At 50.6% G+C, this 21,640-nt stretch carries 15 protein-coding genes; 3 read left to right on the top strand and 12 right to left on the bottom strand.

Annotated elements, in window-relative coordinates:
- Positions 1-6 precede the first annotated feature (6 nt).
- The gene (locus HMPREF9431_RS06375) at positions 7-321 is read left to right on the top strand and encodes a hypothetical protein (RefSeq protein ID WP_004380372.1); all 315 of its coding nucleotides are present in this window, start codon (positions 7-9) and stop codon (positions 319-321) included.
- A 146-nt stretch (positions 322-467) separates the two neighbouring features.
- Here the strand turns inward: HMPREF9431_RS06375 and rplS are convergent, their stop codons facing one another.
- Positions 468-833 (bottom strand): 50S ribosomal protein L19, encoded by a 366-nt coding sequence (gene rplS, locus HMPREF9431_RS06370; protein ID WP_004380371.1) that lies wholly within the window; start codon positions 831-833, stop codon positions 468-470.
- 206 nt (positions 834-1,039) lie between these two features.
- Here rplS and HMPREF9431_RS06365 point away from each other — a divergent pair, with 206 nt between their 5' ends.
- Positions 1,040-1,807, top strand: a complete 768-nt coding sequence (locus HMPREF9431_RS06365; protein WP_040560951.1) for a 5'-nucleotidase C-terminal domain-containing protein — start codon at positions 1,040-1,042, stop codon at positions 1,805-1,807.
- 68 nt (positions 1,808-1,875) lie between these two features.
- A complete protein-coding gene (locus HMPREF9431_RS06360; protein WP_040561200.1) occupies positions 1,876-2,700 on the top strand; it encodes a bifunctional metallophosphatase/5'-nucleotidase in 825 nt (274 codons plus the stop codon).
- A 389-nt stretch (positions 2,701-3,089) separates the two neighbouring features.
- Here the strand turns inward: HMPREF9431_RS06360 and porT are convergent, their stop codons facing one another.
- From porT to HMPREF9431_RS06300, 11 genes are all read right to left on the bottom strand, one after another.
- A complete protein-coding gene (porT, locus tag HMPREF9431_RS06355; RefSeq protein WP_004380367.1) occupies positions 3,090-3,839 on the bottom strand; it encodes a type IX secretion/gliding motility protein PorT/SprT in 750 nt (249 codons plus the stop codon).
- A 199-nt stretch (positions 3,840-4,038) separates the two neighbouring features.
- Entirely contained in the window at positions 4,039-5,436 is a 1,398-nt protein-coding gene (locus HMPREF9431_RS06350; RefSeq protein WP_004380366.1) for an aryl-sulfate sulfotransferase, read from the bottom strand.
- An 8-nt stretch (positions 5,437-5,444) separates the two neighbouring features.
- Positions 5,445-6,926 (bottom strand): hypothetical protein, encoded by a 1,482-nt coding sequence (locus HMPREF9431_RS06345; protein ID WP_004380365.1) that lies wholly within the window; start codon positions 6,924-6,926, stop codon positions 5,445-5,447.
- A gap of 27 nt (positions 6,927-6,953) precedes the next feature.
- Positions 6,954-8,621 (bottom strand): RagB/SusD family nutrient uptake outer membrane protein, encoded by a 1,668-nt coding sequence (locus HMPREF9431_RS06340; RefSeq protein ID WP_004380364.1) that lies wholly within the window; start codon positions 8,619-8,621, stop codon positions 6,954-6,956.
- Positions 8,622-8,631: 10 nt separating this feature from the next.
- On the bottom strand, positions 8,632-11,730 hold the full coding sequence (locus HMPREF9431_RS06335; protein ID WP_004380363.1) for a SusC/RagA family TonB-linked outer membrane protein: 3,099 nt from the start codon (positions 11,728-11,730) through the stop codon (positions 8,632-8,634).
- Positions 11,731-12,092: 362 nt separating this feature from the next.
- Positions 12,093-12,593: a hypothetical protein gene (locus HMPREF9431_RS12930; protein WP_004380362.1), complete on the bottom strand. Its 501-nt coding sequence runs from the start codon at positions 12,591-12,593 to the stop codon at positions 12,093-12,095.
- Between the two features lie 9 nt (positions 12,594-12,602).
- Positions 12,603-16,556: a hybrid sensor histidine kinase/response regulator transcription factor gene (locus tag HMPREF9431_RS06320; protein WP_004380360.1), complete on the bottom strand. Its 3,954-nt coding sequence runs from the start codon at positions 16,554-16,556 to the stop codon at positions 12,603-12,605.
- Positions 16,557-16,734: 178 nt separating this feature from the next.
- Positions 16,735-18,063: a DEAD/DEAH box helicase gene (locus HMPREF9431_RS06315; protein WP_004380358.1), complete on the bottom strand. Its 1,329-nt coding sequence runs from the start codon at positions 18,061-18,063 to the stop codon at positions 16,735-16,737.
- Positions 18,060-19,247: a tetratricopeptide repeat protein gene (locus HMPREF9431_RS06310; protein ID WP_004380356.1), complete on the bottom strand. Its 1,188-nt coding sequence runs from the start codon at positions 19,245-19,247 to the stop codon at positions 18,060-18,062. The genes HMPREF9431_RS06315 and HMPREF9431_RS06310 overlap by 4 nt, the downstream gene beginning before the upstream one ends.
- Positions 19,247-20,287, bottom strand: a complete 1,041-nt coding sequence (locus tag HMPREF9431_RS06305; RefSeq protein ID WP_155812977.1) for a tetratricopeptide repeat protein — start codon at positions 20,285-20,287, stop codon at positions 19,247-19,249. Before HMPREF9431_RS06305 ends, HMPREF9431_RS06310 begins: the two co-directional genes overlap by 1 nt.
- A gap of 120 nt (positions 20,288-20,407) precedes the next feature.
- Positions 20,408-21,631 carry a tetratricopeptide repeat protein gene (locus tag HMPREF9431_RS06300; protein ID WP_040560947.1) on the bottom strand — a complete coding sequence of 408 codons (1,224 nt, stop codon included), beginning with the start codon at positions 21,629-21,631 and terminating at the stop codon, positions 20,408-20,410.
- Between the last annotated feature and the right edge of the window lie 9 nt (positions 21,632-21,640).

Here is a 21,640-nt window from a genome sequence, read left to right as displayed (position 1 = left end):
AAAAATATGATTACCTTTGCACCACTGAATTATATTTCGAGAAAGGTTATGAAACGCAGATGGAATGAGCTGCTGCATGTTGTGGGGAACAGGCTCGTGGAACATGCAAAACCTCAGAAGGATTTTGAACAAGCATCAACAGTCTTGGCCCATAACCACGTGCATTTATCGGCAGGTTCGCTGAAACGGCTGTGGGGCTATTTGACGGGGCATGAAAAACCTTCAACAGAATTTTTAAATCGTTTGGCGCTCTTTGCGGGCTTTCAGGATTGGGAAAGTTTGCGAAAAACGTTCTTAGACGAGGAGACACCGCAGGAATGAATGGCGCAAAGGCGGCGTGCGCATGGCGGAATGCCGGCCGATGCTTGTGGCAATGCTTTGCTGTTGGACACATAGCATACAAAAAAGAGGCGAGACACGCGAACGTGTTCCACCTCTTTTTATTTCTTTGTGAAAAGCAACAGGGCTTATTCGGCTGCGGTTTTGTTGTTTCTCTTTTCAACAATACGAGCTTTCTTGCCCGTGAGTGCGCGGAGATAATACAACTTCGCACGACGAACTTTACCACGCTTGTTCACTTCAATCGAGTCGATGTTGGGCGATTCAAGCGGGAAGATACGCTCTACCCCAATCGTTCCCGACATCTTGCGCACCGTGAAGCGCTTCTTTTCGCCATGTCCCGAAATCTTAATCACAACACCGCGATAAAGCTGAATACGCTCTTTCGTTCCCTCAACAATCTTGTAAGCCACAGTGATGGTGTCACCAGGACCGAAGGTTGGGAACTGTTTTCCGGTTGCAAATGCTTCTTCAGCAACTTTAATTAAATCCATTTTACTTATAAAATTAAATTTGTTTCTTGCCCAACGCAACATGTTGTACAACTCTTCTGTCAGCAGCGGTTACGTTGTAAAGCGGTGCAAAGGTACAAAAAACAATGTGGTGGACGGCTATTGCGCACTTGTTTTTTTTGTTTTTAACACTATTACTTCGCATTTTTCTGCAAATTCGCTACCTTTGTATGCCTAAAACAGAACGTATGAATTGCAAAACAACTTTTTTATGGATGGCGCCCTTGCTGCTGACTTTGGCTTCGTGTCGGCAACATTATGTGCTGACCGACGTGACGCGCAGCCGCATACTCATCGACAAGCGCTATGATGCCACGCCCGAACCTGAAGCCAACGCCTTTCTGCAACCTTATCGACATGTGGTGGATAGCATCATGAGTCCCGTGGTGGGTGAGGCAGCTAAGGACATGGCGGTGCATCGTCCCGAGAGCGATCTCTCCAATTTGCTGGCCGACATCATGTGCTGGGCGGCGGAGGATTACAACGAGCAGGTGGACTTTGCGGTCTACAACATGGGCGGCATTCGTGCGGCGTTGAAGAAAGGCAAGGTGACTTTTGGCGACATCGTGGACATTGCTCCCTTTGAAAACAAAATCTGTTTTCTGACGCTTTCGGGCGACAAGGTGAAAGAACTCTTTTCCGAAATGGCCTACACCGGTGGCGAAGGGGTGAGCAAGGGCGTGAAACTCGTGTTTACCAACGACCGCAAGCTGCGCAGCTGTGCGCTCAACGGCCGTCCCATCGACGACAAAGCCTCCTATCGCGTTGCCACAATCGACTATTTGGCACAGGGCAACGACAAGCTCACAGCTTTCAAATCGGGCACAAATCTCAATTCGCCGAAGACGCAAGAGAACGACACCCGCTTCATCATTACCAATTATTTTCGCCACAAAATGGCGCAGGGCGAGCCGGTGAACAGCCAGGTTGAAGGGCGCATCGTGGTTGAAAAATAAGTTTTTCCTTTTCTTAGCAAACAATGAACACATTATTCTATCTACGCATTCCGAGATTGCGCGCGGTGATGGCCGCCGTGCTTCTGTGCATGGTATGGCCGCTGATGGCGCAAAAACAGCTCACCATTCTTCACACCAGCGACACCCACAGCTGCATTATGCCGTTGAGTGAGCAACTGGCCGACACGCTTTGGGCCGGTCGTGGCGGCTTTGTGCGCCGTTTAAGCATGCTGCAACAAGAGCGCAAGGCCGATAAAGACCTGCTGCTTTTCGATAGTGGCGACTTCTCGCAAGGTTCACCTTATTATACACTCTTCAAGGGTGAGGTGGAGATTGGGTTGATGAATCGCATGCACTATGATGCAGCAACCATTGGCAACCACGAGTTTGACTTTGGCATTAACAACATGGTGCGCATTTTCAAGATGGCACATTTCCCCATACTCTGCTCCAATTATGATTTCACGGGCACACCGCTCGATGGCGTGGTCAAGCCCTATACCATCATCAAGCGCAAGGGATTGAAGATTGGTGTCTTTGCCCTCGACCCGCCTTTAGAAGGTTTGGTGGTGGCCAAAAACTATCTGCCCATAAAATATCTCAACCCCGTGCGTGTGGCCAACGACATGGTGAAGCTGCTCAAGGGGCGTGAAAAGTGCGACCTTGTCATTTGCATCTCGCATTTGGGTTGGCTGTGTGAGGGCGATGGCGACCCACAAGTGTTTGCCCAAACGCGTGGTGTCGATTTGGTGTTGGGTGGCCATTCGCACAGCTTTTTCACGACGCTGCGTTATGTAAAAGATTTGGATGGACACGAAGTGCCCGTTGACCACAATGGTAAAAACGCTATTTTTGTGGGCAAAATGCAGCTACATTTCAAGCCAATTCGGTAGCATTTGCCCACTAAACTGGTATCAAAAAGTAAATAGATAAATGCAGATGGCGAGCATCAATCATGCAAGCCTTCTATGTAAATGGGGTGTGTGCTGGCAGTAAGTCTTTCACTATTGCCCCCTTTCAGCGTCGCAGATGGACAAGAAATCGCCCATCTGTGGCGCTTTCTTCATGTTATACGTTCAAATCCATGCGTGGAATGAACTCTCCAGTTCGTGGGTTAATAAAACCAACGGGAGAAATTAATCCAACAGTTCGTGGGTTAACAAATCCTCGAGGAAATATTAACCGCCCAATTCGTGGATTAATAATCTTCCTTAGTTTGCTGTTCAAAGCGGCGTGTGCAAGAAGATTGTTGGGGAATTTTGGTACTCCATTCTTAGTCCGCTCATTCGAAATAAAACGTGAGGGCGAAGAGTTGTGTGCGAGCCGAGCGCACCGATTTCACATAAGGCAGCATCTGATGGTCTTCCAAGGTGCGGCCCCGTTGGCGGTCGAGCACGTCCAACAGGCTGAACATGAATTTGAGTTCGGGCTTCACTTTGAAGAAGGGCAGGTAGGCATCGCAGCCTAACCCCACGGCGAAGAATATATCGTAGGGTTTCAGGCGCACATAATCGTTGCCACGTCCACTCAGATTTAAAGCCGGAGCAAGGCCTGCCAGCACATAGGGACGATGGTTGTTGAGGCGCGATGCGGAAAAGATGAGGTCGACGAGTGCGGCCACATACACTGTTTTCAGCGTTTGTTGCTGCGCGGTGGGCTGCCCCGTTGGGGTTGGCATCATGCGGTTGTGGAACACCAAATGGCGTGAACCGAAATAGAGGGTAGGCGTTAAGCGCAGCTGAAAATGGGCGGATAGGCGTGCCTCGCCCAGCACACCCACCTGAAAACCTGCATCCCAGCGGTCTTGGTCGGCGGCAATGTTGGCGGCAATGTTGGTGCCATCGGGTGCCGTGAGCTGTTGTGGCCCCGCATTTTTCAACGTCACATCCTGCACATGCGTGCCCACCGCGATGCCAAGATGCCAAGGGCGCAAATCGGTATAGGGCCTGTTTTGCACCGTCCGGCGTTGCGCTTGTAGCCCCAGTACAAAGCCCAATGCGAGGCAGGTGGTCAGAAACTGTTTTCTCTTCATCTGCTATCTTTAACGCGAGATTGTTGTTTTTATTGTAGCAAGCTCTGCCTTTGTTAGGGCAACATTGCTACGCTATCGATTATCTCGGTGCGAGAATGCAATAGTTATTCAGCAATAGCACTGTTGTGAATTGCAAATAAAGACAGTCGTTCGGCAGATGCTGAACGACTGTCTTTATCAGAATAGCCTGCAATGCGGACTAATATTCAATTGAAGGGATATATTCTGCGCGGTAAGGCAGATGGGAGAGCGACAAAATGCGGTAAATGCGTGCTTGCCGACTGCAATCGGTGAAGAGAATTAAATTCTTTACGCTCATGCCAAACACGAGCATATTGTTGTCGATGAGCTGTGCACTGCCGCGGTTGGGCGTGCTGTATTGGCGTGGAACCTCGCAGTTGAGCAACAGCCGGGCGTGCTGTGTCACCGGGTCTATCGCATAGCGCAACGCCCGCGAACCGTGGGCATTGTTGCGTCCATTGTCTAACACCAGTACATCGTCGGGCGCAGAAGGATTGGCACAATGCATGCCGTCGGCATAGTCTTCGGCCGGCATCGTTACGTTGCCCGTGCTGCCCAAGCGATAAATCACGTGGCCGGTTGCGGGGTTTATCTTCCACAACTCGCTTCTACGATTGAAGGTCATGTAGTAGTTTCCCGCTTGATCGTAGTTGATGGAGTTGGCGTGTAGCCAGTCTTCCTTCGTGCGCATGACCTGCGGATCAGCCGTAGGGTTGAGCGTTCCGAAGCAGTCCCACTGGCTGACAACCTTTCCTTTCAGGTTGATGATGACGTAGCCGTCCCCCGTAACGGTTTCGTTGGCCGAACCACCCTGTGCGCGCAAATCGAACTTGCGGTCGACTGTGGTCACCAAAATGGCATCGCCGTTGGGCAACGGGCGGCATTCGTGATGCGCTTTGCGGCCGGCCATTTCGGGCAATGTGGCCAACTTTTTCTCGACAACGGTGTTTCCCCACAGATCGATTACTTTGAAAATGCGCCCGGTGTAGGCTTCGTTGAAATCGTTTTGCACGGGCTGTGTAATCATATAAAGCCGGTGGGTGCGCGGTTCGAAATTGGCCACTAACACGCCCTCGGGAATGGATTGATACCATACGGGGACTCCCTTGGCATTGAGCAGATAGACGAAGCCCGGCGATTTGCGCATGTAAACCAACAGATAGCCGGGCAACTCGCGAGGCATATCGTCGGTCAGTAACGTTACATGGGCAATTTCATCGGGTGCCGATTGCGTTGTGAAGGTGCGCACAGGTGACTCTTTGCCGTTGGCATAGACCACGCGGCAGGCATACTGCGTGCGGGGTTTCAGCAGGATGAGTGTGCGCTTCACATGGCCTTTTGCCTCTGCCGGCTGCGTCTTTTTCAGCGTCGTGGGGTCGGCGACCTCCCAATATTCAATGTGATAGGTCGTTGGCGCTTGCAGGTTGATGGTTACATCGGCGCGCAAAGTGTTGTCGGTATTTAATTGCACGCTAAATGTTTCCGTTGTCGAATCGCCGTCACGTCCGTGGTCTTCTCCCTGACAGGCAGAGAGAAGACACACGGCGCTGATGGCGAAGAATAGAATTTTCTTCATCTGTTGGCTTAATAAGCGGTGTATTCAATCTCATCAAACTTGGCTGCATATTTTGCTGTTAGCGGATTGCCGGGCATCCAACCGCGATTGGATTCGGCGGAGGCGATGAGCAGGAATTTCACCAAGTCGGCGCCATAATTGGTGGGTAGCGTCTGGATAACTTCGTCATCGATGGCATAGACAATGACATATTTTCCGTTTACTTTCTTCAATTCGATGCTCAATTTATAGTCGGTGTTAGGCTTCAATACCTTTACACATCGGTCTAAAGCTGGAATTTCCGAATAGATGCGCAACAGCAAATCGCCCGGTTGAGCACCCAAACGTGTGCGCTCGGCATCGGGACCATACCATCCGACGATGGTCAACGTGTGCAATCCATTGGCTTCATTGGCCGTGTAGAGTGTGCCGCCGGCCATGAATTTTTCAGCGCCTGCCAAATGGGGGAAGCGCAATCGCCAAACGTATTTGCCAAAGCCCACTGGCGAAGAGTATTCAATCTTCGACGTTGTGCAGTAGCTGTCGTTGGAAAGCACCAAGCGACCGTTGCTCACACCATAGTAACCTACTCCATCAGCCCCTACATTTGTCCAAACATTCCAGCCTTCGGGCATGGCATCGAACGTCCATTTCTTAATCTCACCCTCGTCGGGTTCAGGCGCTGGGTCAACCGGATCAACCTGTTTGTCGGGTGTAACTGGAGCCGCCGAATAGCTATAGGGTGTGTAGGAAACATAGTCCCATAGACCATAGTTGGTTTGATAGGGCCACGTGTCGCCAATAAACTTCAGATTTTCGGTGCTGCAAAAGATGTAAAAAGGTACCTCTTCGCCATACGATAGCTGCTGAATTGCATAAGGATTTCCATCAATTAACCAAGTAACAAAGTACTTTTTATCAACCAATTTCACATCCATTTGAAATTCATGCCAGGCATTCTTCTTGATACCCACCTTTTGCTGCATCCACGGATTATCCTGACTCGTGATGTAAGCCACCACTTCATCGGAAGCCAGTCCGAGTGCATTTCGCTCGGCAGCCGTGCCGGAACCCACTTCAAAGTCGAGCTCGTGCTTGTCGTCATGCCACAACCATGAGCCGATGCTCGTGCGTTCTACTTCGCCCAAATCAGCGATATATGTGCGCCAGGTATAGAGGCCTGAACCATATTGCTGCACGGTATGCACTTTCTTACGCTGCTGCGTGTTGGCATTGGTGTATATTTTCAGCGCTTTGCCGTCTTTGCACTGGGCATTGTTTTCAATTGAAGCGTGGTTATCGGGGTCGTTTCCCTGATTGGCAACCACCCAATCTTTCATCGTGTCGAAGTTCCAAAGCGTCTGCTTATCTTTCGCCAATGTTCCGATTTCGGGAGCCGTTATGTGGCTCATCTGACTGTCGGTGAAGCGGCTGTCCTTGCCTTCGCTGTCGCATGCGGCCAGTATCAGCATTGCAGCCATAAAAATAAGATTGATTTTATTATTTGTCATACGTTTCAGTCTTTACGGGGATTACAATTATTCTTCTTTAAAATTGCGGTTGTTCAACAGGTCGGGATATTTGCTGCTGTATACTTTCGGAATGGGATAATAGCGTCGCTTGTCAAAGCGTTTGAGTGGCGTTGTGGAAAACTTGGGGTAAATAGACCACTCCGCACGCAATGCACCCGATGCCAACCCCATGTTTCTTTCTTTCGTTTCGACCTTGGTTTTGATGGCATCCATATAGGCATCCATCCGATTTTTCCACAGTCCCATGCGAATTAAATCAATGCGTCGGCAGCCCTCGTTGTTGAGTTCGAGCAGACGTTCGTCACAAAGCGCCGAGCGAAAATCGTCAGGTGTGGCGAAGTCGGTGAGGGAATAGTTGTGGCTTGTGTTGCCGAAAGCACGCGCACGGATTTGGTTCAGCAAATCGACAGAAGTCTGATTGACACCATTCAGTTCGTTTAGAATCTCGGCCTTGCACAACAGTACGTCGGCATAGCGCAAAAGAATTAAATTGTTGGGCGTGTTGTAATTGTAGGTACCTGCCTTTTCATAAAAATATTTATTGGTGTAAGCCTGTGCCAATTCCACCACAACCGGGCTGCTCAACTCGTTGTTCAGCGTTCCCACCTGCGCGCGGGTCGGCACTTTATATTTCTTGTTGGCATCATACACATCGGTGTATTCGCCCACTAAGAGCTTTGAGAAACGCTCATCGGTCGGGTCGTATTTCCAATACAGTTCCAAGGGTATGCTGAAAATATCCCATCCGTAGTTATAGCTCCAGGGTGTGAAATACAAAGCGATGTCCGAGCTTCCCGAAGGCACTCGCTCGCTGGAACGTACTGCAAAAATGATCTCATTGTTATACAAACTCTTTTCAGACGTCGGGTCGAAGACATCCCAAATGGTGGGCTGAAGCGCGTAATGCCCCGTTGCAATGACACGATTGGCATAATTCAATGCCAATTTCCAATTTGCGGTAGCATCTTTTCCCTGCTCGCGGAGATAACCCGCTTTGCGCATATACAACCGCATCAGATAGCCGTAAGCCGCACCAGAAGTGGGGCGTCCACCTTCGCCGCCCACATTTTTCTTATCCCATGTGTCGGGTAAAGAGGAGGCTGCAATCAACAAATCCTGCTCCATCTGTGCGTCAAGTTCCTCCACGGAGGCCAATACCGGCGACGAAATGGCATCGTAAAAGCCATTTGTAATCAGCGGGACGCGATAAAAAGCGTTGGTGAGTTGATAGTAGGCAAATGCCCGCATAAAGTGGGCTTCGCCCAAAAGTTCCTTTTTATGGGCGGCAATCTTAAACTTGCTTTCTGCCATTGGCGTGATGTTGTCAATGGCCGAGTTGGCACAACCAATCATCTGAAAGTTGCCATTGTAGGCGCGTGCAACGTCTACGTTGCCCGAAAGGTTGTTGTCGTTCATGATTTCGTAGTCCAATCCGGCCTTGTAAGCTGCATCGGTCGACACATCATTGAGATAGAACGTTGCGGGATGTGTGCCTCCTTTGAGATAGCGATAAATCCCATTTACGCCCTCTTGTGCGTTTTGCTCGGTCACATAAGCATTGTCGGCATTGTACACCGAGGTTAATTCCTCATCTAAATTGCAGGCAAACAAACTGCTTGTCACGACAACCGACCAAGCAAACTTTGCCATTTTATGTTGAAAAGTCATGTTCATTATCTTATGATTAGAATGTTATTTTGCCACCGAAATTAAAGGTTCGGTAGGCTGGATAGGAGTTAAGGTCTAACCCTTGCGCAACAGCGCTGCTGCCATTGGTGCTGATATCGGGATCGAAACCTTTGTATTTAGTAATTGTGAAGAGGTTCTGCGCACCCACGAACAAGCGAATGGTTTGAATGAAATTGAGTTTCAGCGAACTGCCTTTCAAGGTGTAACCCAGCTCGACATTGCGCAACTTCAGATAGTTGGCATTTTCGACGAAGCGCGAATTGATATACGAGCCGTATTGCACTTCGGCCTTTCGTGTGTAGCCTTTACGTGGAACCGACGTCGAAGGATTTCCGGCAGTTGCATACGTGTGACCGTTTGCATCGGTCATGTTGCGCCCACCTTGCGTCCATCGGTCCATGGATTCTCGAATGCGGTTGTTATCTTCCAAATAGATGCGCGTCAGATTGAGCATCTTTGCGCCCAACGAGGCCTCCCAAAACATGGAAAAATCGATATTTTTATAAGTCAACGTGTTTTGCAAGCCCAAGATTGTTTTGGGAATACCGGTGCCGAGCACCTTGCGATCGCGCTCGTCAATGATGCCATCATGATTGAGATCTTTAAACTTGGGGTCGCCTGCCACGGAGTTTGGTTGTGGTTTATAGTGCTCTCCCTGCTGAATGATGCCCTCGAAAACATAGCCGTAGATGGCACTCAAGGGTTCGTTTTCCTTCAAAATGATGTATTCTTTTTCTTCATACGAGCCGTGTGGCCGAATGTATTGGAAGCGCGCCTGCCCATTATTGAGCTTCAACACCTTGCTGCGGTTGGTCGAAAGGTTGAACATCGAGGTCCAAACGAAGTTCTTGGTGCTGATGTTGGTCGATTTAACAGACAACTCGAAACCGCGGTTATCGATTTCGCCGTCGTTCAACATCATCGCTGTATATTCGAAGCGGCGTCCGTCGGGATTGGTATAGTTGGGGAAACCGCCCGACGGATGGATGGCATCGGGACTCAAAAGGTCTTTCGTGCGTTTGATGTAATAATCCAAACTGGCTTCAATTCTCCCGTCGAGCAGCAGCAAGTCTGCACCGATATTCCATTGCCGTGTGGTTTCCCACCGCAGCTTGTGGTTGTAGGGGTTCGACGGATACATGCCCTTTTGCGCTTCGTTGCCACTGATGTGCACATCACGAACGGCATACTGATACTGCGAAAGACCAAAACGAATGCCATCGTTGCCGCTGAGTCCATAGCTGGTGCGCAACTTAATTTTTGAGAACAGCGGCTTCGCGAAGGCCATGAAGGGTTCGTCGCCAATATGCCAGGCCAGCGAGCCAGCTGGGAAAACACCCCAACGATAATCGGCACCGAAGACCGATGAGCCGTCGGATCGCAGCGAAGCATTGACGATGTATTTGCCGGCAAAGATATATTCGGCACGTCCGAAGAACGACGCTTTCTTCAGCATCGACTCGCCTGAGCCAATCCAATCTAAATGTTCGGCCGCACCGATGTTGCGATAGCTAAACACATCCGAGGCAAAACCGTAGGCCTGCATTTCGTCGCCCCATCCTTTTTGATGAATGTAGGAGGTGCCGCCAATGAGTTTCAGTGCATGTTGGGTGCCTAATTTCGGTGTCCACGTGACAACTCCTTCGATTTGATGCTTGGCATTCTCTTCGTGCGCAATGAATGCCTGACCGCCATACGACTGGCCGATGGTGGTCGATCGGTCGTAATATTTCTGTGTCTTCAAATGGTCGTAAGCATAGGTGTAGCGTCCGCTGATGGTGAGTGTGGGCAGTATGTCGGCCTCGGCAAACACTGTAGCATAGACGGTGGTGAAGGTGCGGTTGAGCGAAGCACCGTTCATCTCGTCGAACACACCCGGCCGACGCGCTTTCACGCCAAACACATCGTAGCCCTCGGTGTTTTTCCAAGGCTCGAGATTGAAGATGCGATACATGATGTTCTTATCCGACGAGATGGTGCCCATGTCGAGGAATTTCTTTTTCGACTGTGCAAAGTTGATGTTTGCTCCCATCCGCATGCGGTTGTTGAGTTTGAAAGCGAGGTTGGTGCGTCCGCCAAATCGTTGATAATCGGTGTTGTGAAGAATGCCAGGCTCGGTGAGATAGTTGGCCGACGCATAGCCTGTGAGCCGATCGCTGCCACCCGAAACGGACAGTTGCTGCAAATTGGTCACGGTGTTGCGCGTTGTTTCTCTCACCCAGTCGGTGCCGCGGCCTCGAAACTTTGCCTGCTCAGCCGTCCACCGGCTGCTGGTCATCGTGGGATCTTGCTCATACAAGCGCCGTTCCAACGCAATTGTTTCGCCGGCATCGAGCAAATCCCATGGGTTATACATCAACTTGGCGGCCGAACTGTTGGAATATTCCACATGCACTTGGCCGGCCTTTCCCTTCTTGGTGGTGATCAGGATAACGCCGTTGGCACCTCGCGCGCCATAAATGGCGGTGGTGGAGGCATCTTTGAGGATTTCAATCGACTCAATATCGTCGACGTTGAGTTGCGTCATGTTGTCGGTTTGAAAACCGTCAATCACATAGAGTGGCTCGTTCTCGGCGCTCACCGACGAGGCTCCGCGCACCCTCACCGACACGCTGCCGCCGGGTTCCAAGGAGTTCTGTCTCACCTGTACGCCCGAGGCGCGCCCTTTAAGAAATTGCGACATGTCGCTTACCACGCCCGCCTGAATGTTGTCGGGTTTCAACGAGGTGATGGCGCCGGCCAAATCGCGCTTCTTCGTCACGCCATAGCCCACCACAACCACATCTTCCAACGCCAGCTGGTCGGGGCGCATCGCAATGTCGAGCCTGCTGCCCAATGATGCTTTCACCACCACCTGCTGCGTGGCCATGCCGAGGAACGAAAACTCCAGCGTTTGGCCTGCACCCACGGCAATGCGGTATTGTCCTTTAATATCGGTCACGGTGCCTTGGCTCGTGCCCTTGATTTTCACAGAAACGCCGGTGAGCGGCTCGCCACTGTCGGCATCGCTCACGGTTCCGCTGAGATTTTTCTGCTGCGCATAGACCGAGCAGCAAAAAATCATGGAGATCAATAACAGTATAATTTTTCTCATGTCATGATGATGTAAAGATAGATTGATAAAACAAATGGTTTTAGGAATTTAATACCCGCTGCAAAGTTAGGGAGAAATTCTGCAAACCGGGGTTCGAAATCGTCTAAACATAGTCCATTTTTGTCTAAAACTGCGTGGCGAAACGCCCATTCCGCCGTGTGCAAAGCCTGTTTTCCCCTCGGGGACGGATTAGATACGCGTTCACCAACGCGCTTTTTCTTCCTATATGCAGGAAAACATCGTTGTTTTTTGACGCGCGACCCTCGGGCGCAGAAAAAATCCATTGTTTTTTGACGCTTGACCCTCGGGCGCAGAAAAAACTCGTTGTTTTTTGACGCTTGACCCTCGGGCGCAGAAAAAACTCATTGTTTTTTGACGCTTGACCCTCGGGTGCAGAAAAAATCCATTGTTTTTTGACGCTTGACCCTCGGGCGCAGAAAAAATCCATTGTTTTTTGACGCTTGACCCTCGGGCGCAGAAAAAATCCATTTTTTTTTGACGCGTGACCCTCGGGCGCAGAAAAACTCGTTTTTTTTTGACGCGTGACCCTCGGGCGCAGAAAAAATCCATTGTTTTTTTGACGCTCGACCCTCGGGCGTCAAAAGTTCCATATGGAAATCTTGCCAATCGACCTCGAGCGTCAAAAATTCCACATAGAAATCTTGCCAATCGACCTCGGGCGTCAAGAATTCCACATGGAAATCTTGCCAATCGACCTCGGGCGTCAAAAATTCCACATGGAAATCTTGCCAATCGACCTCGGGCGTCAAGAATTCCACATAGAAATCTTGCCAATCGACCTCGAGCGTCAAAAATTCCACATGGAATTCTTGCCAATCGGCCTCGAGCGTCAAAAATTCCACATGGAATTCTTACCAATCGGCCTCGGGGAGAGGGGAGTCATGCCTTGTGTCGGCCTCGTTCTGAAGGCGTTGCTGGCGAAAGGCCGAGGGCGTTTGCCCCGTAGCAGTCTTAAAAGCGGTGCTGAAATAGCGCGCCGAGGCAAATCCCGTTTCAAAAGCGATGTCGGCCACGGGCTTGTCGGTTTCTTTGAGCAACGCCGAAGCCACATGGATGCGATAGCGGTTGATGAACTCGCTGACACCCAAGCCTGTCAGCTGCTTCATTTTGTTGTAGAGCGACGCGCGGCTCATGGCCAAGGCATCGGCCACCTGTGACGTGTCGAAGGCCGCGTCGGCATAGCCTGCCTTGACCGCCGACTGGAGTTTGCGCATAAACTGCTCGTCGGCATTGCTGATGGTGGTCTGGCGGGGCGACGGCGGCAATGGGTCGTGTTGATATTTCTGCCGGAATAGTTCGCGGCGGCGCAGTTGCGTTTCAATCACCGACACGAGCAACTCTACGTCAAACGGTTTGGCAATGTAGGCATCGGCGCCGAGCTTGTAGCCAATCTTCTGGCTCTCGGCATCGCTCTTCGCCGTGAGCAACACCACGGGAATGTGGCTGATTTCGATGTCCTCTTTGATGGTTTGGCAAAGCTGATAGCCGTCCATCACGGGCATCATCACGTCGCTCACCACGAGGTCGGGCTGTTGTTGCCGCAACACGTGCAGTGCAGCTTCTCCATCGCGGGCGCGGAACACGCGGCGGAACTGGGGCTGCAAGGCGGTTTGCAGAAAGTCTAAGAACTCGGTGTTATCGTCGACCACCAACACCGAGAACGCCGACAAATCGAGCATGTGGGTGGCACCGCTGCTTGCGGGTTCGGCAGCATTTGAGGCTTGCGCGTTGGGCACTTCGGCCGTCGTGGCCTGCCGATAGGGCAGCGTGAAAAACATGATTGTGCCGCCACCGGGATTATCTTCGGCGGCAATCTTGCCCCCGTGTTGCTCAACAATCTCGCGGCAATAGGCTAAGCCGATGCCACTGCCCAACTTGCGAATGCGCCCCTGATAGAACCGCGTGAAGAGCCGCTCGCGGTCGAGATGAGCCAAGCCCACGCCGTGGTCTTCAACCTGCACACGCAACCAACCCGCGTTGAGCGATGTGCACAGGCGCACGTCGGTGTCCTCGCGGCTGAATTTGAGCGCATTCATCAGTAAATTCGACACCACGACACGGATTTTCGCCCGATCCATTTCTAGCGGACGCAGCGTGCGATCCAAATCCATCACTAAGCGCACGCGCTTCTCGGCAAACTCCTGCACAAAGTCGTCTACCACCTCTTCCAACAAATGGTTGATGTCGGCAAAGGTGAGCGTGAGTGCATTGGGCAGCGAGGTGGTTTTGTCATACTCCAACACCCAGTTGATGATGTTTTTCATGTAGCCCGCCTGTCGAAACACGCGTTCGAGCTGTTGCCGTTGTGAGGGAGTAAAGGTCGCATCGCTGCCCATGAGCAAGCGTTTGAGTGGCGCATAAATGAGCGTCAGCGGCGTGCGCAACTCGTGGCTGATGTTGGTGAGAAACTCAATCTTATCCTCGTGAAGTGCCTGCTGATGGAGTGCCATCTTCCATTTCATGCGCTGCCGGTTGCGCCGAATAATCACGCCCATCGTCAACGCGCCTATGGCTGCCAGGAGTGCCAACACGAGGATGAAAAACCACGGCCGACGATACCATGGCGGCAGCACGCGAAAGGCAACGAGCGGCTTCTCGGCCGTCCAGCTGCCGCTCTTGGTCATGCAGGCCACACTCACGGTGTAGTCGCCCGGCGCTAACGACGGAATGCCGAATTCCGCGCGATAGGACTCGGTGACGGAGTTGAGCTGCTCGCCCTGCAACCGGTAGCGGAACAGCACGTGGCGGAAAACATCGTTCTCGTTAACAGTGACGTGAATGTGCAGCGAATTGAAATGTTGTGAAATCTCGTGCGGAAAGGTTTCGGCCGTGTAGCGCCGCCCGTTGTATTCAACGGCTTGCAGATAAAGGGTCATCGGGTCGTGGGTGTCGGCCGAAATGCGCTTGTCGATTTTTACCAAGCCGTTGATGCCGCCCATGTAGAGATAGGGCGAGGAGGGTAGCGCCACGGTGTGTGTGAGAATGTCATTGGGCAGAAAGCCGTCGGCATCGTCCCAAATCATGCAGCGGTGGTTGCGCGTGTCGTACGAAAACAGCATGTTTGAGGCATTAATCCACAGGCGGTCGCGGTCGTCAAACTGCATGGCCGAAATGCGACTGAAGAGATTTCCGGCCACTTTGTGAATTTTCTGCGGGTGCGATAGCGAACCCGTGTAGAGCCCGCCCGAGGTAGCTATCCATAGCTGGTCGGCGCCCGACTTGCGGCATACGGCTGTGATTTGCAAATCGTTTCGCAAAGCCACCAACAGGCGGATGTTGCCCTGCACGTCAAGGCGATAGAGGCAGTTGTCCTTGGCCAATAGCGTAATCCCGTCGGCAAGCATCATTTGTAGCGACATCCGAGGCGTCGTGCCGCGGGCGAAATGCAACTTTGTGAAGCGGTGATGGGCAGTTTCGTAGAAATAAACGTTGCGTGCCAAAATCAGCACGGTCTGTGGAGAAATGCGATAGGCTGTGGGCACAAAGCCCGATCGGCATTCTTCGTCGTTCACACGCGCATCAACAATAGGGAATGGGCTATAGGTGCGGCGCTGTGTGTGATAAACCGCCAGCCCGTGACCGTAGCGCGAAACGAGCAAATCGGTGGGCGAAAGGTTGGTGATGGAGACAATTTTATCGTTATAGGTGTTCAGATGGTGGGTGAAAACGCCTGTGGTAGGGTTAAATTCGTTGAGGCCTCCGCCATCGGTGCCCACCCAGAGCCGGCCGTCGGCATCGCCGAAGAGGCTAATCACCACGCGGTCGCTCAGGCCGTTGGTGCTGCCCAAGGTGGCATCGGTATAGGTGCGGATGTGGGTTTCCTTGAAGGCAAACAGCCCGTCGCGCACCGTACCTGCCCACAGGTTGCCGTAAGTATCTTCGTAGAGCGTTTTGATGGAGTTGACAGGCAACGAATGAGCATCGCCGGGAATATGGCGAATGGTTGTAAAGGTGTTCCTTCGCGGGTCAATCACCGAGATGCCACCGCCATCGGTACCCACCCACAGTCGGCCACGGTGTTGCTGGATGGTGAGCACAATGTTGTTGGCCAGTGCGCTGTTGCTGGTGTCGTAATGGGCGAGTAACCGTCCCCACCGGTTATAGCGAAACAAGCCCTGGTCGTAGAGCGAGCACCACAATTCGCGCCGATTGCGATCCCAAAACATGGCGCTGAGCACCATCTCGCCTTTGACGATGAGCGGATGCAATCGGCTGTCGCGTAGCGAATAGGTGTAGATGCCGTTGCTCTCGGTGCCCACGAGTAGGGTGTTATGATCAATCTGCTGCAAAAACGTGATGAGATAGTCGCCTTTAGGAAGCCCTTGCTTCAGAAATGGCAGGCGTGTGAGCGTATGTGTGGCGTAGTCCCAGCGATAGAGCGCTGAATAGCCGCCAAAGAGCAGGCCTCCGTTCACTTCTCCCACCGCGCAGATAGGACGGCTGATTTTTTCCGAGAAGACATCGTCCGCTGCGTTATAACAGTAGAGTCCGCGGTTAGTGAGCGCCCAAAGCAAGTGGTCGCGCCCTTCGTACAGTCCCATGACGGCACCAACTTGCGATGAAGGCTGTTCTACTGACGGATAGAAATATCTTTTGATATTGCCGCGATCCACCGCATTTAGACCGAGTGCTGTGCCCACCCACAACCGACCGCGATGGTCGCGCAGAATGGTGTTGACGGTGGCATGTGAGAGACCATGCTCAATCGAAAGGCGCTTGAAATAGTAGTCGTCCGTTGCAGCTTGCGTCGTCAACAGCCCGCAAAAGCAGCTGCACAGAACAACGAAAAGCGTTTGTAGTTTCATCAAAGTGTGTGAAAACATGATTCGAAATGGCTGCGAATTGACATAACTCCTGCAACTTCTGAAACAGTTAGCTGCAAAATCTCTATCGATTTTAGGCTCTGATTAAGTGTGGAAGCTCATTTCTCATCGGTTTCTATGTGGATGTATCTAAATATAGTAACTGCTTTTAAGCGTGAATTTACTGGGAAAATATGTTTTCCTCAATAACCGTGCGAAGACCTTTAATCTTTTCGCCTTGTGTGCGTTGCACCACTTGTTTTGCTTTCGTGCGAGCCACAGCAACATAAGTGTAGCGGTCGCGCACATCGATGCGGCCAATCTCATCGCCTTTCAGCCCACCTTTCTTGCAAAGGAACCCCACAATGTCGGTCTTGCTGAGTTTGTCGCGACGACCTTTGCCAATGTAAAGCGTCTGGAAGCGCGGCTGCGTGGGTTCAGGTAGCACTTGGGGCAGCGCAAAATCGGCCACATCAGCATCCACATAAGCAGGAATTTGCTCTTGCCCGTGAAGAATGAAAAAGGCTTTTCCGTGCTTATCCCAGCGTGCCGTGCGCCCCACGCGATGCACATAACCGTCTTCTGTCTCGGGCAAATGATAGTGCACGATGTTGGCAATATTGGGAATATCCAAGCCGCGTGCCGCTAAATCGGTGCTCACCAGGATAGAGGCACTGCCATTAGAGAAGCGATAGAGGGCGTCTTCGCGCTGGCGTTGCTCCATGCCGCCATGGAAATGGCTCACCACAAATCCCTGTTCGCGCAGATAAGTGGCCACGCGTTCGACGGCATCGCGATAGTTGAGAAACACGATGGTGCTTGCACCCTGAAACGATAACAGCAGTTGGCGCAACGTGGGCAGCTTGTCTTTTTCCTCACTTTGTACGCGATAGATGGTCACACGCTGTGACACTTGTTCATCTTCGGGCAGGAAATTCAGCACCTTGAAGAAGCGGGTCACGAGCGTTTGACTGCCTAACTCCTCGGCAGGTGTGGCCGATAGCAGCACAGAGCGAATGGCTTTGGGCAGCAATCCTATGAGCTGTTGCATCTCGTCGTGGAAACCCATCTCCAAACATTTGTCAAACTCGTCGATGAAGAGGTAGCGAATGGAGTGCGTGTCGATATTGCCTTTCTGCAAGTGGTCGTTCAAACGGCCTGGTGTGGCAAAAACAATTTGTGGTTGCACCTCGCGCAACTTGTGGTGTTCGTCCATCGTTGCGCGCCCTCCATAGCAGGCCATACCTCTCAATCCGCAGCCCATGTCTTTGAGCACTGTGGCCGATTGCAGTGCCAGTTCGCGTCCGGGCACCACCACCACCGCCTGCACTTGGTTGCTTTGTGCATCCAACAGTTGGGTGAGCGGCAAGAGATAGGCCAGCGTTTTGCCCGACCCTGTAGGCGAGAGCACCATCAGGTTGTCCGTGTGTTGCAACAGCTCGTCGCACACTGCCGTTTGCATGGCGTTGAGCGTGAGATGCAGTTTTTGGGTAAGCGCTTCAATCGTCATAACAGTTTCTCCATTTCAATGAATTCTTTCTCCATGTTGAGGTTCATGTAAATCGTGTAGAGCGGCAGTGCCCATTGTTTCTTTTGATCGGGTTTGAGCTGGCGATAGCGCTCCAAATAGGGCCGTGCCTCACGATAGATCTCAAGGATTTGGGCACGTTGCTTGGCGTTATATTTCTGCGATTTGTCCAAGATGATGGCTTGATTGAATATGGCTAAGCCTGCATAGAGCTGTGCATCGGCTAACGTGTCGTTTTCGGCGATGAGCTTTTTGCTGAGTTGCAGGCATTCCTGATAGCGTCCCATGTTGAGCAGCAACGAACTTTTCGTGAGGCGATAGCGCACGTTGTTAGGCATTGTTTGCAGGGCCCGATTACAATAATCCAGTGCCGTTGCATCATCACCCAGTGTATGATAGTACTCCACCAAGTGCGAAAAATAAAAAGGATTGTGGGGGTAGGCTTGAAAACCTTTGCACAGAATTTGCAGATAGCGTGTGGTATCGCGTTGTTGCCAATAAGTCTCAGTTAAATATTGTAGCAAGTTGTCCGCATGCATTTGGTCTTTTTCTGCCAAAGTTGCATAGCGAAGCGTGGCCGCTGCATTGTGCATTTTATATCCACAATAGGCCGACCAATAGGCAGCGACGGGCAGGTTGGCATCTTTTTCGGCATAATGATAGTCTTTAAAGAGTGGCTTCTCGGCACAACTGATGTAACTGTTGAGCAGGGTGTAGGCCTGTTGATAGTCTTGATTGCGTGCGAAAAAGAGTCCTCCATTGAATAGGTTGGGACGATATTGATTGAGGATGGCAGCACTCTGCTCGCGATATTTCATTTTAATTTTTCCTTTGGCCGTGGGTACTTGCTCCACAGAATCAAGCCCCTCAAGCGTGTTAAACATGCGATGCGCCACTTGAAAGAAGGCGGCAGTGTCGATGTTTTGCTGCAAATAGAGCTTCTCGTTGAACTGTTCGTATTGTTTTTGCTGTGCATCGAAGAGCATTTTCCAGATTTTGTCGTTACCCCGATAAACAGGATCTTGCAGAAGTTCGCACAACAGACCTTCGGCTTTCTCTAAGTTTTTTCCACTCCGTATGTAGTCGCGTGCCAACGAAATGGTTTTCTTGTTGGCCTGCATACACAAAGGAATGCAGAGCAAGAAGCAAACAAGTAATTTTTTCATCAATGTAATCCTAAAACTTTATTCACCTCAGCCAACACGCGTTCCCATTCCACTAAGGCTTGTTTTTCGTCGAGATGCGAGACTTTGAGCAGCCATTGGCGTGCGTGTTGGTAGTAGCCTTTGATGGTGGCTGCGTCTTTTTTACGTAGACGTTTGCGTTGGTTGTTTAAACTGTCGGTGAGTTCTTGTGCCCATGAGGCATAACAAATGCCAATATCATAAATGGCTTGTACATAGGCCTTATCTCGTTTTTCGGCCTCTTTAAAATAATTGATTGCCTTTTCCCATTGCTTGGCCTTCATGGCTAATTCGCCATTGAGCATCCACACTTGCTTGTTGCGTGCGTGCTTTCTTAACTCGTCTGCAGCAAATCTATGCAACGCCATGCTGTCAGGATGAGCCGAATAATGGTCGATGAGCATTTTGAAGTAGACGGCATTGCTTGGGTCTATATCGTGAAGGGCGGTTAAGGCAGAGACATAACGCAGTGTGTCAGCTTGTGAATGAAGACAATTCTTCATGCAATTAATCTTAATCTCGGCTGCGTTTTTGGCGTAGGCAGGATATTGAAGTGCGATGTCGGCATAATGTTCGGCCTCGCGGAAGTTGTCTTTTCCATAAAAAAGCAAACTTGAATAATAGGCAGCAATGCCTTCGTGGTTATCTTTTTCATGAAACATGGGGCGGCTGAGACAATGCAGATAGAATAGAAATGTGGTGAGAGCCTGTGCGGAGTTGCCTCGACGATATTCAAAAATGCCGGCATCAATGAGCGTAGGGAGCAGTGGAGATAATCGCGTGCTATTCTCTTGCGTATAGTCTAAATGCACACGACCTCTGCTGTCGGGCAACGCATCTAACGAGTCACAAGTGAGTGCCATTTGCAACAGTTCTTGCACTTGTTGGTAATATGCCGCCGAGTCGGTCCTATGTTCAGCAAGTGTTTGCAGACGCAGACCTATTTCTTTATGAAGCCTCTTGGCATCACGTTTTGGCGTTTGTGCATAGCCTTGTGATAGAAGTGCTGTGCTGCACGCCATTATAAAAAGGATGAGAAAACGTTTCATAAGAAGAAAAAATCGTGTGTTGATAAATTAAAAGTGTGGAGGATGTGTCAAAAAGTTGTTTCGACACATCCTCTACTCATCGTTGCCAAGTATTTACTTGTTCAACGCTTCCATTTCTTTCGTGCGGCTGTCTGCAGCACCATAGAGGCTATAGTAAACGGCATAGAGCGGATAGCTCCAGTTGGCTTTCTCACGATTGGGGTCTAATGCGCGTGCCTTCTCTAAGAATCCTTCACTCTCTTTATAGAGGTTGGTTTGCTCGGTCTTGTTACCATTGATAGAACCAGCTTGTGCATTGAGGCAGAAACCTAAATAAGTGAGCACAATAGGGTTCTTGTCATCTTTCGCAACAGACTTCTTAAAGCAATCAATAGCTTCTTTGGGCTTGTTCTCATTCATGAAGATTTGACCTTTCAGTGCCCATGCCAATGCGTTTGAAGGATCGACTGCCAGCTTGTCGTTCAACAGTTTATTTTGTTCGGTTGCCATTTTCAAGCTGCCACACATGGTTACCAAGGTCGAGAAGATTTGGTCGTTGTTGCTGTCCTTCTCATACAAAGTCTTGAGCTTATTCACATACTGAACGGAATCTTCGTGCGTCTTCAGACCCTGCTGCATGATATAAAGCTTCAAGTTTAAAGCATCTTTATAGGCGGCAGTGTCTTGCATAGCCACGTCAACATACTTGTCGGCCAGTTGATAATCCTTGTTTTGGAAAGCATAAACGCCGGCAACACGTGCCACTTCACCCAAATAGGTGTCAGGTGTTTTACTCTTGTCGACACCGTTAAACAGTGGATTGGTTGCGCTTTCTACATACATACCGAAATACTTCAGCGCGTCAGCCTGCTGATTGTTTTGCCCAGCTAATTGACCTGCATTGATGAGATTGGGACGCAAGCCATATAAGCGGTTGGCGTTGTTGCTCTCAAAGCGTGGCTTAATCTTTCCCTTTTCATTGGGCTTTTGGTCAAATTCGTTGCAACGAATAGCGTTGTCAAAAGCATCGTAGAGCGCTTGGTTGAAGCCTAAAGTGTCGTAGGCCGACTCCTTGCCCTGACCAAATTGCTTTGCCATTTGGTTTGATGTCATAATGGCTTGCTCTTTGTTCACCTTGTCCAAAGCCAATTCAACGAGCTTATTATAGGCTTTTGCCTTTTCTGCATCGTTGGCTAATTGTCCTAAACTTGTTTTTACTAACTCGGCTGCTTCGTTGTAGGTCTTTGCTTTTAAAATAGCTTTCAACGCTTCGCTGTCAGCAGCAAATGCAGCGGATGTACCTAAGAACATCAACGCTGCCATCATTAATTTTTTCATATTCAAATA

This window comes from Segatella oulorum F0390, assembly GCF_000224615.1.
In the GTDB taxonomy this organism is placed as follows: Bacteria; Bacteroidota; Bacteroidia; order Bacteroidales; family Bacteroidaceae; genus Prevotella; species Prevotella oulorum.
This window is presented reverse-complemented; position numbering and strand designations above follow the sequence as displayed.